This window comes from Ammoniphilus sp. YIM 78166 (assembly GCF_004522215.1).
Taxonomy (GTDB): domain Bacteria; phylum Bacillota; class Bacilli; order Aneurinibacillales; family RAOX-1; genus YIM-78166.
Map to the genome: position 1 here is coordinate 39,543 of NZ_SDLR01000002.1, position 16,822 is coordinate 56,364.

The following is a 16,822-nucleotide window of genomic DNA, read 5'->3' on the forward strand; positions in this document are numbered from 1 at the left end:
GCGACCTCCTTTTTAGTTTCTAGCTTTACCTAAATTTTTTCAAATGTGGAAGGAATCCTCTGTTTTATTGTCGAATGAAGAAGAACAGATCATAAAAAGAGAGGCGAACAATCATGAAAAAGAGCCTGTTCCTTATTGTGCCCCTTGCCATGTCTATCATTTTCACGGCCTGCGGAAAGGAAGAAACGGTTAAGAGCACTGAACCTCCACAAGTGGAACAGCCGGAGCAGAGTGAAGAGGAAAAGCCAGCCGAACAAGTCGAGGAGAAAGAAGTCTTTAAATATACAGCTCCACTGACAGGAATCGGTACCAATGAAGAACTGCCTAAGCGAGCAGTCATGGTTATGGTAAATAACGACCCTAAAGCACGTCCTCAATCTGGACTCGATAAGGCAGATATAGTATATGAAATTCTGGCTGAGGGGGCTATTACTCGATTCGTAGGGATCTACCATAGCGAAAAGCCTAGCATTGTTGGGCCTGTTCGCAGCATCCGTCCTTACTACATCGATATAGGCAGCGGGTTTGATGCCATTATGGTCCATGCAGGAGGGAGTCCAACCGCTTTAAAAACACTATCTAGCAAAGGAATGGCTCACCTCGATGAGATCTATAACGCAGGAGGTTCATTCTGGCGGGATAAATCTCGTAAAGCGCCCCATAACCTCTACACGGATATCGATAAGATTTGGGGCGGGGCTAAGAAGTTAGGGTTCCGAATGGAAGCAGAAATTCCTGAACTCGTATTTATGTCACCGGAGCAAGAACCAACGGGCACGGATGCAACTAGAGTAGAAGTTAACTTCACAAGCCAGTATAAAATAAGCTATGAATACGACACGGAGAATAAGCGTTATAAAAGATTGACCTCAGGCCAGCCTCATACTGACTTGACAACAGGCCAACAATTAACCGCCGTTAATGTCCTAATTATTTCTAGTCCTCATAAGATTTTAGACAAAGAAGGTAGAAGGGACGTAGATGTATTCGGCCCTGGGAAGGGATATTTGCTTCAGCATGGAAAAGTGAAAGAGGTGACCTGGGAGCGAAAGGGCGGACTCATTCGAGCTTATATCGATGGGAAGGAAGTTCCGATGTACCCTGGCAACACATGGGTAAGCATGATTCCTAGTGTTCCACCACTTACTGAAAGTGTCAAGTTTCAATAAACCGGGAGCAGCACCCCGGTTTTTTCTCTGTACTCAACGTTATAGAATCATTCTACTAAAGTAATATATTCTGACAACAATGAAAGCGATTACTTATTGCAAAAATAGAGGAAATCGAATAATATAAAAGAAACGGGCTTTAACTCGTAAAAATTTTAAAGTGGCAAACTACTACAGTAATCCAAGCATGAGAGGTGAACGAACTATGCAATTGGATAAGATTAAGGGGAAAGAACTAGAACAACTATTTAAATCAATCCTCTCGTTAGAGAACCTAGATGAATGCTATATATTCTTTGATGACCTATGTACGGTCAACGAAATGAAATCTATGGCCCAACGGCTCGAGGTAGCACGCATGCTTCGCGAGGGCTTTACCTACAATCAGATCGAGGAAGAAACAGGGGCTAGCACAGCTACCATCTCTAGAGTGAAGCGTTGCTTGAACTACGGCAACGATGGATATCAGCTAGCACTAGATCGAATTGAAGATTCCGAGAAAGAGTAAAGTTTCGTGTAAAAAACCCGCCAACTAGCCCGGAAGGGTATAGTGGCGGTTTTTTTACATTTAACAGCCGATTATGGTTCTATCCAAGATGCTCCTTCCAAGCTTCATATGTCTTTGGGTACTCCATATCCAAAGGCCCCGTAAACTTTGCAGGTTTCTGCTGCGGCCTCGGCTGCACGCAGAAGAGCCTCTTCCATTCGCTGATGCTGGTGATATTGGGTTAAAAACATTGCAATGAAAGAATCCCCTGCCCCTAAAGTATCGATTACTTCCGTTGGAATAACCGACTGTTCATAGGCACGCTGCTGGTCGAAGAACAAAGCTCCTTGGGAACCTCTGGTAACTCCTACTACCTTAGTTCCATACTCAAGTGCCGTCTCACTCAACTCGAGACATTGTTCCTTACTCAAGTCACTGCCGGAGAAGAAAGCATAGGTCAAGTAAGGGCAGACTTTTTCTAAGTAAGCGGAATCCCGGCGTGTGGAAAAGTCAAAAGACACAGGGATCTTCTGGGAAAGTTCTGGAAGATGATGTTCTAGCCGGCTATATACGCTCGTATGAAGCAGGTCGTGGGAAGCAATATAGGCCTCATCGTCTGCGTTCAGGTTAATCCCCAACAGGGCTTGAACACCCCCTTTATTCGAACGGACAAAGATGCGGTCTCCTTCTTCGTTCAAGCTGACTACCGCTTCTCCGTTAGGGCCAAAGGCCTGTCTGATTCTCGTCGTATCGATCTGCTCTTGTTCTAGCACATGCTTGACGTGAGCAGCCGATGCATCGCTTCCTAAGATCCCCATATAGGAGCTATGGGTGAGGCCATACCGTTTAGCCAATACGGCCACATTCAATGCATTCCCTCCTGGATAAATGATTCCCTGATCTTGATAGAAATCGACGACGTTATCTCCAATAGCTAGAAGACGCATAAAGACAGCACCCACCCTTGATATGATTTTATATAATATTATATAATAACATGTGAGCGTATGTCATTTATTTTTTTGAATTTTTCCCCTCATGAAGGGAAGTTGTAATATAATATAATATATTAATATGAGGGAATACCGTGTGGAGAGGAGGAACAACTATGAAGCTGGACAATTCTTCAATTACTCCTTTATACATTCAGTTAAAGGATAAGATTAAAGAAGATATTCAACAGGGGAAGTATAAAGTAGGCCAGCAGCTGCCGCCAGAGTCGGAAATTTGCGAGGTGTACGGGGTCAGTCGGATTACGTCCCGCAGAGCAATCCTTGATTTGGTGGAGGAAGGCATTCTGCAGCGCCAGCAAGGGAAGGGAACCTTCGTAACAGAGAAAAAGATCAAACGGGAACTGATTGACGTCAATGGCTTCTATGATTTCACTACAAGCTCCGGGAAAGCGGCACGCGCACACATCTTATCTTCAACAACCGAAGCAGCAGACGAACATCAGGCCTCTCTTCTTAGGATTCAGCAAGGGGATCCGATATTGCGGTTAGAGCGCCTTTACTTTATTGATGATCATCCGTTTTCGAGGGAATCGGCACATTACCCCTTGAATCGGTTCCCGGGGATGGAGCAACATATTCAAGAAGGAAGCTCCGTCTACCGATTGCTCAAGGAGCGCTATCAGACCGAAGCTTATCATAATGAGAAAACGGTCAATGTCATTGTCGCTAACACAGAACAAGCCGACTTATTGAAGTGTACCGTGGGCACGCCGATATTTGAAATTGAAAAAGTGGTGTTAGATGAACAAGAAGTACCGATTCATTTATCGGTTTCTCACTACCCCACGACTCGCGTAACCTTTACATTAAAAGCATCCAAATCCGAAAGCCGTCCTTAAAAAAGGGCGGTTTTTTTCGTTTAAAATAAATATTCAAAAAAATGTGTTGAATTATTTTTTATATAATGTTATAAAATATTATATAAAGTTATATATGACAAATTTGAGGAGGAACAAACAATGAACACCCAAATTTCCGCGGCTTTAGAGGCAATGAAGAATCGAGACATTAAGACTGTATTTTACGTGGCATGTGGAGGATCCTCGGCAATTATGTATCCCAGCAAGTACTTCATGGATCGGGAAGCGAAAACGATCCATGCGGATTTATACAGTGCCAATGAGTTTATCCACCGCAATCCAGTAACGCTTGGCGAGCAGTCGCTAGTCATCTTGTGCTCTCACTCCGGAACGACTCCAGAAACGGTAGAAGCAGCCAAGTTTGCCCGGAATAAAGGTGCTTTAACCGTATCCTTGACCAATGTGGAAGAATCTCCTTTAGCGGTTGAATCTGAATATGTTGTAAAGTATCAGTGGGGTCCGGAGGCGATTGCCAAGGATACCAATTATTCCATGCTGTACCAGTTGACTTCAGGATTGTTATACCTGAAGGAAGAAAATCAAAGGTTTCAATCCATGCTTCAATCTCTGGAAAATCTAAACGGCGTTTACGAGCAAGTAAAGGCCGATTATGCGGAGAAGGCCTTGGCTTTCGGAGAAACCTATAAGGATGAGAAAGTCATCTATACGATGGCAAGTGGAGCGAACTTTGGTGTAGCCTATTCGTTTGCAATTTGTATCCTCATGGAAATGCAATGGATTCACTCCCACGCGATTCACGCTGGTGAATACTTCCATGGCCCATTCGAAATTTTGGATAAGAATGTTCCCTTCATTCACCTGTTAGGTCTGGACGAAACTCGTCCGCTAGAAGAGCGTGCGCTGGGCTTCTCTAAGCAATACGGTGAAAAACTGATCGTGTTGGATGCAAAGGAATTTGATTGGGCAGGAATTAATGAGGACGTTCAAGGGTATCTAGCCCCACTGGTGTTGAACCACTTGTTGAGACAGTATGCTAACGCCTTGGCAGATGCCCGAAACCATCCATTATCGACCAGAAGATATATGTGGACAGTACCCTATTAAGAGGGATCTACTCGGTGGATTATGAAGAAATAAGCGGAGGGGCTCCGCTTATTTCCAGCCCCACCAACCAAACTTACAACTTGGGAATTAAACGTTTACATCCCGCAATAGTATGAAGTATTATAATATTATGAAATAATATATGACTTTTTACCACATAATGGGGGGCAAGGCGATATGAAGAAAATGTTCAAACTCTTCACGAATATCCTACTTGTAAGCACGTTTGCTGTTGGTTGCTCAAGTTCATCTACAACTCCCGCATCGAACCCAGACCCTGCCTCATCACAGCCGGCTGCAACGGTTCCATCAGGGGAGACGGTCACGCTGAAGTTTTTCCACCGCTGGCCGAAGGATCCCGATAAGAGCTATTTTGATCAGGTGGTAAAAGAATTTGAACAAGCCAATCCGAATATCAAGATAGAGACCGAAGCGGTGCTCAATGACTCCTATAAAGAAAAGATCCGCGTCCTCCTCGGGACGAACAATCCGCCGGATGTGTTCACTTCATGGAGCGGCGAGTTCGCCTATAAGTTTGTCCGCGGGGACAAGGTGCTTGACCTGACCCCTCATTTGCAAAAGGATCAGGCTTGGGCCAACCAATTAGTCCAGACCCAGTTCCCTCCTTTCACTTTGGATGGAAAGATCTATGGCGCTCCGATGACGCTAGACGGAAAAACCTTCTTTTACAATAAGGAGATTTTCAAGCAACTGAACTTGGAAGTGCCCAAGACATGGCCGGAGTTTATCCAGACCTTGCAAAAAATCAAGGATAGCGGCATCACCCCCATTGCCTTCGGAAACAAGGCTCCATGGGCTGTATCGCACTATATCGGAACCTTTAACCAGCGCATGGTGGATCAAGAAACCAGGATGAAGGATTATAATCGCGCCACAGGAACCTTTGAGGATCCTGGTTATGTGGAAGCCCTTCGCAAGCTAAATGAACTAAGCCCATATTTCAACAAAGATGTGAACGCACTGGAGCATCAATTTGCACGTCAAACCTTTATTGATGGAAAAGCGGCCATTGGGTATTTCCAAAAAGCTGAAATCGGCTTGATTGAACCGAATATCAAGTTTGAGATTGGTTTCATCGACTTCCCTCAAATTGACGGAGCGAAAGGAAACCCTACGTACCTAACCGGCGCACCTGAAGGCTGGATGATTTCTTCCTTGACGAAGCATCCGGAAGAAGCTTTAAAGTTTGTGAAGTTCCTGACTTCCAAAGAGATGGGCGAAAAATATGTCAAGGATGTAGGCAAGCTTAGCGCCGTTCAAGGGACTGTCCATGCCAATACCGCAACACCGACGCAAATTGAAGCGGTGGATCGCGTAATGAAGGCCGAAGGATTCTCGCTGTGGCTGGATACGGATATGGACATTAAGATCGTGGATGCGTATCTGGCTGGAGCTCAGCAAATGCTAGCTGGACAGAAGACGCCGGAAGAAGTTATCGCTGATGTTCAAAAAGCAGCCGCTCAAGTTAGAACGGAAGCCAAGTAATACCTATGCAGTGGAGTTCGGCAGAACTCCACTGTCATTCTATCCAAAGGGGGGAGATTCGTTGATTCATCGAAGGATTACGCCATATCTATATTTAGCGCCGTGTTTTCTGATGGTTCTGGTGTTTATCTACATTCCACTCATTCAAAACTTGGAATCGAGCTTATTCCAATGGAATACCTTTTCCCCGCAGAAAACCTTTGTTGGACTGGAGCAATATGTTCAATTGTTCCAGGATCCCATTTTTTATATCGCCTTACGCAATAACCTCTACTATGCCATCATCTCGATGATCATCCAGGTGGGAGGGGGCTTGGTGATCGCCGCCATACTTGAAGACAAGCTGTTTCGCCGGGTGTCGCCCATTTTTCGCACCGTCTTTTTCCTCCCTGTGGTGATTTCCATTACGGTTATTTGCTTACTGTTTGACTTTGTATACCATCCTCATGTAGGTTTATTGAATGGTTTCTTGTCCATGATCGGGCTCGAGGAATGGGGACGGGCATGGGTAGGAGATTCCGCAACAGCTATTTTTGCCGCCATTGCCGTGTCCCAGTGGCAAAGCACGGGATACATCATGATGCTGTTTATTGTCGCGATTCAAAAAATCCCAGGTGAACTGTATGAGGCTGCTGAGATCGATGGGGCCAATAAGCTGAAGACGTTTTTTCATGTGACCGTACCTCAGGTAAAGGAGATGCTGTTCGTTACTTCTATTATTACCTTGTCCGGTGCGTTCACCGTGTTTAATGAGGTGTATATCCTGACTGGAGGTGGACCGGGACACGCGTCTCATGTATTGGGGACCTACCTTTACCACTCTGCATTCTCTCGAGATAACATGGGATATGCCTCCACCATTGCGACCGTGATATTGATCATTACGTTAACCATTTCACTGGTCCAAATGAAGCTATCTAAAACGGGGAAGGAGTGAGGCGATTGAAGGAGCAATATAGCGAGCGTATGTCGCCGGTCGAAATGGGTATGCCTAGCAAAAAGGTCACCCGAAGGGCGGGTTCCTTTTCCAAGATGTTTGGGATCTCAAGCGTTTCTTTCATCCTCGTCGTGTATTTGATCGTCATTGCCTACCCGCTGTTTTGGATGTTCATGAACTCCTTAAAGGAAACCTCCGAGATCTTCAGCAACAGTTGGGCACTGCCCAAGCAATGGCTGTTTCAAAATTACGTGGAAGCATGGAATCAAGGAATCTCCCGTTATTTCTTGAACAGCTTGATCGTCACAACCGTTACTTGCTTGTTGACGGTGTTTTTAAGCGCCCTGGGGGCCTATGGGTTGACTCGATTTCATGTTAAAGGGAAAAATGTTTTATTAATTTTGATCCTAGGAGGATTGATGTTATCTCCTCAAGTCAGCTTGATTCCCTTATACAAGCTGATTCAGGCGATGGGACTGTACAATAGTTACTGGGCATTAATCATTCCTTATGTTGCATATCGGATTCCGTTGACGGTGCTGCTCATTCGCGCGCACTTCCTGACCATTCCAAAGGAAATCGAAGAATCGGCCTACTTAGATGGATGCAATAGCTTCGGTGTGTTTACCCGGATGTTTATTCCATTGAGCATGCCGGTGCTGGTGACGGCATTATTGTTAACCGCTTACTTTTCATGGAATGAATTTATGTTCGCGATTATTTTCATCGACAGCGACGCCCTAAAAACCGTTCCGGCTGGCCTCATGGCCTTCCGCGATGCGCTGGATACGGATTGGGGCGTGCTACTTGCTGGGCTCGGCATCTCAGCCTTGCCAATCGTAATTTTGTTCCTGTTCTTACAAAAGTATTTTGTCCGAGGCATTACCAGTGGAGGGATAAAAGGATAGTGATGAGGAAGGCCCAGTCTGTGGTAGACTGGGCCTTTTTTGGCCAGATAAGAAGGGAACCTACTTTGCTACTGTTACGGCCTGGATGCTCACGAAACCCAGGCACTTGCTTCCAAACCGGTAATGATTCCAAGTAGATGGAGCACCTGAGGTACCGTAAGCCCGCGGTTCGTACCCTGAACCTAGCGGATCGCTCGGATGAGGTACCGCAAGCCCGCGAATCGTGCCCTGAACTTGGCGGATCGCTCGGATGAGGTACCGCAAGCCCGCGAATCGTGCCCTGAACTTGGCGGATCGCTCGGATGAGGTACCGCAAGCCCGCGAATCGTGCCCTGAACTTGGCGGATCGCTCGGATGAGGTACCGCAAGCCCGCGAATCGTGCCCTGAACTTGGCGGATCGCTCGGATGAGGTACCGCAAGCCCGCGAATCGTGCCCTGAACTTGGCGGATCGCTCGGATGAGGTACCGCAAGCCCGCGAATCGTGCCCTGAACTTGGCGGATCGCTCGGATGAGGTACCGCAAGCCCGCGAATCGTGCCCTGAACTTGGCGGATCGCTCGGATGAGGTACCGCAAGCCCGCGAATCGTGCCCTGAACTTGGCGGATCGCTCGGATGAGGTACCGCAAGCCCGCGAATCGTGCCCTGAACCTGGCGGATCGCTCGGATGAGGTACCGCAAGCCCGCGAATCGTGCCCTGAACCTGGCGGATCGCTCGGATGAGGTACCGCAAGCCCGCGGTTCGTGCCCTGAACCTGGTGGACCGTTCGGTTGAGGTACCGAAAGCACGTGAATCGTGCCCTGAACCTAGCGGATCGCTCGGATGAGGTGCCGCCTGGATCAAGTTTTTTTCAAGGTTCTGGGTGATTTTAGTCTTGTTTTTTATGAGTGCTATTTAAACTTTCGTTTAGAGCCTTCAAAATGAAGCTGATTTTAAGTAATTACTCTTTTTTTATTTTCCTGGCCGATTTTCAGACCCTATAGCTCGCGTTTGGCTCCCGATGCTCACGGAACCTAGTAACTTGCTCCCAAACCGGTAATGATTCCAAATAGGCGAAGCGCCTTTTTGAGATTTTGCGTAGTTTTTGGTCTCGTTTTTTATAAGTGTGATCTAAACCTTGGTTTAGATCTTCCAATTTTAAGCTGATTTTTTAGTAATTAGGCTTTTATTTTTCATCATGACCTGGTTCGGAGGCGCATGGCTACTGCTCAGGTCCGGATGGTCACGAAAATGCTAATATGCTCACGGAAAAGTGGCGGATGATCACGAAGAGAGGGCGTTTGCTCACGTACCTGGTACATTTCCAAATAAAACGCGCCATTTGATCACGAAAGCCAGAAACTTGCTCCCCAACCGGTAATGATTCCAAGTAGGTGGAGGAGTCGGGCCAGGCCAGGTGAAGATCAGGAAGCAATTCGTCATAGCTCTTTGTTAGAAACACCGTAATCCGGTATAATAAATTCCAGAAAATCAGCATTGGCAAAGGAGGGATAAACGTTATGATTAACATGGAGGAATGGCGACACGTTTTTAAACTTGATCCGGATAAAGAGATCTCAGATGAGCACCTTGATAAGATTTGTGAATCGGGAACGGATGCCATCATCGTCGGTGGGACAAGCGGCGTGTCGTTTGACAATACTATTGATTTACTGGCAAGAGTCCGGAGGTATCTTATCCCTTGTATTCTAGAGGTCTCAAATGTCCAGGCGGTGGTGCCTGGCTTTGATTATTATCTAGTGCCAATTGTTCTTAATGCAGAAAAATCAGAATGGATCTTTCAACGGCATGTTGAAGGTTTAATGGAATATGGTTCTCTGGTGAAATGGAATGAAGTGGCAACTGAAGGGTATATCATTCTCAATCCAGAAGCAGAGGCTGCCCGTCTTACAGGAGCTAAAACCAGCTTGGACACTGAAGAAATCAAGGCATATGGAAGATTAGCCGACCAAATGCTTAAGCTTCCGATCGTCTACCTTGAATATAGTGGAGCTTATGGGGATCCCGAGATCGTAAGACAATTGAAGTCAGTTCTTCACCAAGCAAGATTATTTTATGGTGGAGGTATCCGGAGCGCTGATCAAGCACAGGAAATGTCAAACTGGGCAGACACCGTAGTGGTTGGAAATGTCATTTATGAAGATATTGGTCAAGCGTTAAAAACTGTCGCAGCCGTTAAAGGCTCATGATAAAATAGAAACAAGTGTTCTTGTTTTGGATTAGACGACAGCGGAAGGCCGCCCTTGGCGGCACCACAATTGCACGGCAGCGAGAGGATTATTCGACGTAGTTGCCGTGCATAGGAAGGCCGCCCTTGGCGGCACCATCCCCTCCGGGGACAACAGTTTCTTGGCAGCTGGTAGATTAATCGACGTAGTAGCCAAGAGTTAGATGAAGCAATTGTCTGGTAACAAGAAGCGTATTCGGCGCAGTTACCAGACTTTATAGGAAGGATGAAACAATGAATATTTTTGCGGGAGAGCAGGATGTGTTAAAGGGCTTGAACCCTGAGCAACGCAGAGCGGTTGAGACGACAGAGGGACCTTTGTTGATCGTTGCAGGTGCGGGTAGCGGTAAGACGCGAGTGTTAACACAACGTATCGGTTACTTGCTTCGGAATAAGCGAGTAGCCCCGTGGAGTATCTTAGCGATAACATTTACGAACAAAGCGGCGCGCGAGATGAGAGAAAGGATTTCTAGCCTTGCGGGTCCAGCAGCTGAGGATATCTGGATTGCCACGTTCCACTCAATGTGTGTGCGCATATTGCGAAGAGATATCGATCGAATTGGGTATAATCGTAACTTCACGATTTTAGATTCCTCTGATCAGTTGTCCGTGATTAAGCAATGTGAGAAAGAGTTAAACATCGATCCGAAAAAGTTTGACCCAAGAGCTGTGCTTTCTTCTATAAGCTCGGCTAAAAACGAACTTAAGGATCCCAAGCAATATGAGAAGCTTATTGGGGATCCCTTCCAACAGGTGGTTCACAAAGTTTATCAATTGTATCAGAAGAAGCTTAAGAGTAACAATGCTCTTGATTTTGATGACTTAATCATGAAGACGATTGAGCTATTTAAGGACGTTAAAGAAGTACTAGCCTTCTATCAAAAGAAGTTTCAATATATTCATGTCGATGAGTATCAGGACACGAACCGAGCCCAATACATGCTCATTCGCATGCTAGCAGCTCAGCATCAAAACATTTGTGTGGTGGGTGACGGCGATCAATGTCTTTTACCATCTACACTGATTGAAACGAAGGATGGGATGAAGACCATTGATGCCGTCCAAGAGGGCGATCAAGTACTAGCAGCAAGCGGATGGGGAAAAACGGCCTTTGCAGCAGTTGATCATGTCATGAGTAAGGAGTATTCAGGACCTGTTGTAAAGCTAACAACGAAATTAGGGAAAGTCATTACAGCGACACCCAACCATGTTATGTTTGCTCGCTTGCAAAATTCCGCTAATCTCTACTATGTATATTTAATGTATAAAAAGAATAAAGGATATCGAATTGGCAAGACCCGAGGCGTGCGAGCCGGCAACCGCCAAGGATCCTTAGTTTCAGGCCTCCAAATCCGGACAAACCAAGAAGTGGCGGATAAGGTTTGGATCTTGGCTACCACGGATTCCGAGGAAAAGGCAAGTTACTTGGAGCAATATTATGCTTTCAAGTATGGCATCCCTACAATGGTGTTCCATGTCAGGGGCAGAAGAATGGCGCTTCAGCAGGCTCAGATTGATCAGCTGTATGAAGAAATAGTTACGGAAGAACGAGTAGTCAGGCTCATGGAGGATCTGCTTTTATTTGAAGAATACCCTCATTATCGTGCTGGTGCGGTACAACGAGGGGAAGTCTCTAGAAAGCTTGTATCGTTTACTATGTTTGGAGACCTTCGTCAGTATCAAGGAAGAGCCTGGCATGATCATCGAGTTCAGTTGGTATCCTCTGAGCACGGTTTAAGAGAAAAGGCAGTTGCAGGAGATTTCCCCGTTAGAAGAGGGAAAGGAAAGACTTGGAGAGTAGAAACAGCTAGAAAAGACTACGAACAAGGAATCGCTTATGTGAAACAGCTAGCAGCTCTTGAAGATTTGGATTTAGTGTATAAAGCACGACTTGTGGATGAGAAGGGTGAGGGGAAAGGATTTACTTTTACGCCTGCGGGGCACATTCACCCGGGGATGATCATCCCTGTTGAACAGGATGGAAAAGTCATTCTGGATGTCGTAACAGATAGAGAAATTATGGAATATAAGGGTCAAGTCTATGATCTGTCTGTTCCTAATCATCGAAACTTTGTTGCGGACGATATCATTGTTCATAACTCCATCTACGGTTGGCGCGGTGCCGACATCACCAACATCCTCAACTTTGAAGAAGACTATCCGAGTGCCAAGGTTGTAAAGCTAGAACAGAATTATCGTTCCACCAAACGAATTCTACAAGCGGCGAATACCGTAATTAAAAATAATTTTGGACGTAAAGCGAAAAACTTGTGGACCGAAAACGATGAAGGACGAAAAATTGGACTGTTCAATGCGGATAGTGAGCATTCTGAGGCTTTCTTTATAGTAGACAAAATTAAGAAAGCTATTGCCGAGGGGAAAACCTATCGGGATTTTGCGGTTCTCTATCGAACAAATGCTCAGTCCCGTGTGGTCGAGGAAGTTTTTGTGAAGTCCAACATTCCTTATGGCATTGTGGGTGGAACGAAGTTCTATGATCGCAAAGAAGTAAAAGATGTACTAGCTTACTTGCGCTTAATCAGCAATCCAGATGATGATATCAGCTTGCAGCGAATTATTAATGTACCAAAGCGTGGAATCGGACAAGCGTCCATTGACAAAATTGCCGATTATGCCGGTCGGCATGGGATCTCGATGTATCGGGCGATCATGGAAAGCAATCAATTGGGGCTTTCCGGTAAGGCTGCTAAAACAATCGTTGACTTTGCCCAGTTGATCAGCGATTTAGAGCAAATGAATGAGTACCTCAGTGTAACGGAGCTCACCGAGGAAGTCTTAAAGCGCACAGAATATCGAGAAATGTATAAGGCAGAAGGTACGTTAGAGGCCAATGCACGTCTAGAAAACATTGATGAATTCTTGTCTGTAACGCTTGATTTTGAAAATAAAAATGAGGATAAGACCCTGACGTCTTTCTTAACGGAGCTAGCCCTTGTCGCCGATATTGATTCAGTTGATGAGGAAGATACAGATAACAAAGTCATTATGATGACGCTCCATAGCGCGAAGGGTCTAGAGTTCCCCGTCGTATTCCTTATCGGGCTGGAAGAAGGCGTGTTCCCTCATTCCCGTGCATTGTTTGAGGACAGTGAGATGGAGGAAGAAAGACGACTCGCTTATGTAGGAATCACTCGCGCGGAAGAGCAGCTTTATTTGACTAGAGCCAAGATGAGAACCTTGTACGGGCGAACGACGATGAACCCAGCCTCTCGTTTCTTGAGTGAGATTCCGGAAGAGCTTTTGGAAGGGGATGAACCGAAAGCCGCCCCTGTATCCTCGTCAGCACGTACGTTCCAAAGACCAGCAGTTGGAGCAGTTGGAGCACAGACAGCCCAACGCGGGGCAGATGTGAATGCGGACTGGAAACTAGGAGACAAAGTAGAGCATGGAAAATGGGGGCAAGGAACGGTCGTGAGTATGAAAGGGCAGGGCGATAGCTTAGAGCTTGATATTGCGTTTTCCGCACCAACTGGGATTAAAAAGCTGTTAGCTAAGTTTGCACCGATCAAGCGGCTGTAAAAGTTGGGAAGGGGGGCCTCCGGCCCCGCCTTCACCCCAAGCAAAGGAGAATCATATGGAACAAATAACCGCACAAAAACGAATTAATGAACTGCGGGAATTAATTAATAAACATAACTACCTTTACTATGTAAAAGATAACCCTCAGATATCGGATCAAGAATATGATCAGTTGATGAAAGAATTGATCCAGCTAGAAACCGCTTTTCCTGAGTTGAAAACAGAGGACTCTCCGAGCGTCCGGGTTGGCGGAGAGCCGCTTCCGTTTTTTGAAAAAGTAGAGCACCGAGTGCCTATGCTCAGTCTGGGCAACAGCTTCGGGGCGGATGATCTTCGCGACTTCGACCGAAGAGTGAGGCAAAATGTTTCCACTGAGGACGTTCGTTACGTGTGTGAGCTCAAGATCGATGGGCTGGCCGTTTCTTTGCGTTATGAGGATGGGGTGTTCATTCAAGGAGCGACAAGAGGAGACGGGTCGATCGGAGAAGACATTACACAAAATCTAAAAACCATTCGGTCTATGCCATTAAGACTGACGGAGCCGGTTTCCATCGAAGTTCGCGGAGAAGCTTTTATGCCTCGGAGGGCTTTTGAGAAGCTCAATCGGATTCGAGAAGAAAAAGGGGAGCAGCTGTTTGCCAATCCACGAAACGTGGCTGCAGGTTCCTTGCGTCAGCTTGATCCCAAGCTCGCTGCAGAAAGAGAATTAGACTTGTTCATCTATGGAATCGGGATCGTAGAAGGCCATCCGATCGACTCTCACAGTAAAGGCTTAGACTACCTCGAGCAAATGGGCTTCAAGGTTAATCAAGAACGCCGAGTGTTTTCATCCATCGAGGATGTGATTGCGTTTGTCGAAGGATGGACAGAAAAAAGAGGTCAGCTCCCTTATGATATTGATGGGATGGTTATCAAAGTTGATAGCTATGCTCACCAGGGCGAGCTAGGCTTTACCGCGAAAAGCCCCCGTTGGGCCACGGCCTATAAGTTCCCGGCAGAAGAAGTGGTGACGATTCTTGAAGATATTGAAGTGAGTGTAGGCCGCACCGGTGCAGTAACTCCTACAGCTATTTTAAAGCCGGTTAGTCTTGCGGGGACGACCGTGAAGAGGGCATCTTTACATAATGAAGACATCATTCGTGAAAAAGGAATTATGATTGGCGATCATGTGATTGTCAAAAAAGCGGGCGATATTATCCCAGAAGTCGTAGGAGTGCTGGCAGAGAGAAGGACAGGAAGCGAGCGACCTTACGTGATGCCTGCCCACTGTCCAGAATGTGAAAGTGAACTGGTTCGTCTAGAAGACGAAGTGGCTTTGCGATGCATCAATCCGTCATGCCCTGCCCATATTCGTGAGGGTTTGATCCATTTTGTTTCGCGGAACGCGATGAATATCGATGGACTAGGCGAGAAAGTCATTACCCAGCTGTTCAACCACGAGCTCATCCAAAACGTAGCCGATCTCTATTTCCTCAAACGAGAAGAATTGCTAGCCTTAGAGAGAATGGGAGCAAAATCCGTTGATAACCTCTTAGCTGCCATCGAAGCCAGTAAGCAGAACTCCATGGAAAAGCTGGTATTTGGCTTGGGGATACGCCTTGTCGGAGCCAAAGCCGCCAAGACGCTCAGCCAAACGTTTCTCACCTTGGACCGACTAGTAGAAGCGTCGGAAGAGGAATTAATCGCGATCGATGAAATTGGACCGAAAATGGCGCATAGTATTGTCGCGTACTTTGCTAACTCTGCTGTCCACGAAACTCTCGAAAAGCTTCGACAAGCCGGGGTTAACTTTGAGTATAAAGGACCTCGTGTGGAGGAATTGCCTACAGACTCTGCGTTTGCCGGCAAGACCGTTGTACTTACAGGTACACTTGAACAGTTAAGTCGAAAAGAAGCTCAGGCTGCGATTGAAGAGCGCGGCGGAAAGGTTTCTGGAAGCGTAAGCGCAAAAACCGATCTTGTCGTAGCGGGAGAGGCTGCGGGATCTAAGCTGAAAAAGGCACAAGAACTCAATGTTAAGGTTATTACAGAAGAAGAATTCATTGCTTTGTTACAGAGCTAGCCCAGTCTTAGGACTGGGTTTTTTACTCATTAATAAATTGTGACAAAAGACCTACATTTTGCAATATTTTAGCAAAATTTGACTGTGGTGTGGTAAAATAGGTCTATATACAATAAAAAAACACTAGGGGGACGAGACTTTGGAAAAGATGTTGGAAAGTGTCCAATCTAAAGAAAAGAATACTGCGCTTGAACCACAGTGGATGGAACTGATTAAACTAGCCATGAAATCAAACGTGACCAAGGAAGAGTTTAAAACCTTTCTGGAGTCGAAAAGACAAAAAGATGTCTTGGTTGAATAACATAGGCACTACTCAAGTAGGGTGCCTGTTTAGTAGAACTAGAACACTCATCTTCGTAACTCCTCCCATCAATCCAAATTGCCTCTTTTGATCTGTTAGATCTTCTCGTACTATGGAGATAACAACCAAGGAAGAGGAGAGAATGACCAATGATCTATCCCACCCATCAATTAGAAGGAACACGAGTCAAACTGATCCCGATATGCCTATCCCATGCAGAGGGGCTTCTTCAAGCAGGGCAGGCTTCTGAGATTTGGCCTTATATGCCCTACGCAGTGAATACGCAAGATCAAGTGAATAGCTTTATACACGAGGCTTTGAAGGAACAAGAGCAAGGCCATTCGATGGTGTTCACGATCTATGATAAGCAGACCGAATCCATTGTGGGAAGCACTCGATATTTAGATATCGTGCCACAGAATAAGGGGCTCGAGATTGGTTGGACATGGCTTAACCCAAGGGTTTGGAGAACAAACGTCAATACGGAATGTAAATACCTGCTCTTGTGTTATGCCTTCGAAAAGCTAGAAATGATCCGAGTCCAATTCAAGGCCGATTCGCGTAATGAGCGATCGCTCACAGCGATTGCGAGGCTTGGTGCCCAGTATGAGGGAACCCTGCGCTCCCATCGGATTCTGCCCGATGGTTACCGGAGGGATTCCGTTTACTTTAGCATCCTGGATCACGAGTGGGCGAATATGAAGGGAAAATTAAAGGAAATAAATGGTGGGAACGGGGCATGATAAG

15 protein-coding genes are annotated in these 16,822 nt (G+C 46.1%); 12 read left to right on the plus strand and 3 right to left on the minus strand.

The window, feature by feature from the left end; translation table 11 throughout:
* Positions 1–113: 113 nt before the first annotated feature.
* Together EIZ58_RS06220 and EIZ58_RS06225 are read left to right on the plus strand one after the other, a co-directional pair.
* On the plus strand, positions 114–1,169 hold the full coding sequence (locus EIZ58_RS06220) for a DUF3048 domain-containing protein (RefSeq protein ID WP_134699699.1): 1,056 nt from the start codon (positions 114–116) through the stop codon (positions 1,167–1,169).
* 205 nt (positions 1,170–1,374) lie between these two features.
* Complete coding sequence (locus EIZ58_RS06225; protein ID WP_134699700.1) at positions 1,375–1,677, plus strand: YerC/YecD family TrpR-related protein; 303 nt, start codon at positions 1,375–1,377, stop codon at positions 1,675–1,677.
* 104 nt (positions 1,678–1,781) lie between these two features.
* Here the strand turns inward: EIZ58_RS06225 and EIZ58_RS06230 are convergent, their stop codons facing one another.
* Positions 1,782–2,603 carry a PfkB family carbohydrate kinase gene (locus tag EIZ58_RS06230; protein WP_134699701.1) on the minus strand — a complete coding sequence of 274 codons (822 nt, stop codon included), beginning with the start codon at positions 2,601–2,603 and terminating at the stop codon, positions 1,782–1,784.
* Positions 2,604–2,764: 161 nt separating this feature from the next.
* Between EIZ58_RS06230 and EIZ58_RS06235 the strand changes: the two genes are divergently transcribed.
* The 5 genes from EIZ58_RS06235 (at position 2,765) to EIZ58_RS06255 (ending at position 7,945) form a co-directional block, all read left to right on the plus strand.
* Positions 2,765–3,508 (plus strand): GntR family transcriptional regulator, encoded by a 744-nt coding sequence (locus EIZ58_RS06235; RefSeq protein WP_134699702.1) that lies wholly within the window; start codon positions 2,765–2,767, stop codon positions 3,506–3,508.
* A gap of 120 nt (positions 3,509–3,628) precedes the next feature.
* Positions 3,629–4,594: an SIS domain-containing protein gene (locus EIZ58_RS06240; protein WP_134699703.1), complete on the plus strand. Its 966-nt coding sequence runs from the start codon at positions 3,629–3,631 to the stop codon at positions 4,592–4,594.
* Positions 4,595–4,771: 177 nt separating this feature from the next.
* On the plus strand, positions 4,772–6,100 hold the full coding sequence (locus EIZ58_RS06245; protein WP_134699705.1) for an ABC transporter substrate-binding protein: 1,329 nt from the start codon (positions 4,772–4,774) through the stop codon (positions 6,098–6,100).
* A 112-nt stretch (positions 6,101–6,212) separates the two neighbouring features.
* Positions 6,213–7,037, plus strand: a complete 825-nt coding sequence (locus EIZ58_RS06250; protein WP_240689019.1) for a carbohydrate ABC transporter permease — start codon at positions 6,213–6,215, stop codon at positions 7,035–7,037.
* 44 nt (positions 7,038–7,081) lie between these two features.
* Entirely contained in the window at positions 7,082–7,945 is an 864-nt protein-coding gene (locus EIZ58_RS06255) for a carbohydrate ABC transporter permease (RefSeq protein ID WP_370297660.1), read from the plus strand.
* A 60-nt stretch (positions 7,946–8,005) separates the two neighbouring features.
* Here EIZ58_RS06255 and EIZ58_RS06260 read toward each other — a convergent pair whose 3' ends face one another.
* Positions 8,006–8,788, minus strand: coding sequence for a hypothetical protein (locus EIZ58_RS06260; RefSeq protein ID WP_167577535.1), 783 nt, complete (start codon positions 8,786–8,788; stop codon positions 8,006–8,008).
* Between the two features lie 656 nt (positions 8,789–9,444).
* Between EIZ58_RS06260 and pcrB the strand changes: the two genes are divergently transcribed.
* Positions 9,445–10,134 carry a heptaprenylglyceryl phosphate synthase gene (gene pcrB / locus EIZ58_RS06265; protein ID WP_134699709.1) on the plus strand — a complete coding sequence of 230 codons (690 nt, stop codon included), beginning with the start codon at positions 9,445–9,447 and terminating at the stop codon, positions 10,132–10,134.
* Positions 10,135–10,164: 30 nt separating this feature from the next.
* On the opposite strand, the gene EIZ58_RS33155 is transcribed toward pcrB, so the two are convergent.
* Positions 10,165–10,329 carry a hypothetical protein gene (locus EIZ58_RS33155; RefSeq protein WP_167577536.1) on the minus strand — a complete coding sequence of 55 codons (165 nt, stop codon included), beginning with the start codon at positions 10,327–10,329 and terminating at the stop codon, positions 10,165–10,167.
* A 77-nt stretch (positions 10,330–10,406) separates the two neighbouring features.
* Between EIZ58_RS33155 and EIZ58_RS06270 the strand changes: the two genes are divergently transcribed.
* The 4 genes from EIZ58_RS06270 (at position 10,407) to EIZ58_RS06285 (ending at position 16,818) form a co-directional block, all read left to right on the plus strand.
* Positions 10,407–13,712: a UvrD-helicase domain-containing protein gene (locus EIZ58_RS06270; RefSeq protein ID WP_134699711.1), complete on the plus strand. Its 3,306-nt coding sequence runs from the start codon at positions 10,407–10,409 to the stop codon at positions 13,710–13,712.
* 55 nt (positions 13,713–13,767) lie between these two features.
* The gene (gene ligA, locus EIZ58_RS06275; RefSeq protein ID WP_134699712.1) at positions 13,768–15,774 is read left to right on the plus strand and encodes an NAD-dependent DNA ligase LigA; all 2,007 of its coding nucleotides are present in this window, start codon (positions 13,768–13,770) and stop codon (positions 15,772–15,774) included.
* A gap of 148 nt (positions 15,775–15,922) precedes the next feature.
* A complete protein-coding gene (locus tag EIZ58_RS06280) occupies positions 15,923–16,075 on the plus strand; it encodes an anti-repressor SinI family protein (RefSeq protein ID WP_240689021.1) in 153 nt (50 codons plus the stop codon).
* A 149-nt stretch (positions 16,076–16,224) separates the two neighbouring features.
* Positions 16,225–16,818 (plus strand): GNAT family N-acetyltransferase, encoded by a 594-nt coding sequence (locus EIZ58_RS06285; protein WP_134699715.1) that lies wholly within the window; start codon positions 16,225–16,227, stop codon positions 16,816–16,818.
* Positions 16,819–16,822: the final 4 nt, after the last annotated feature.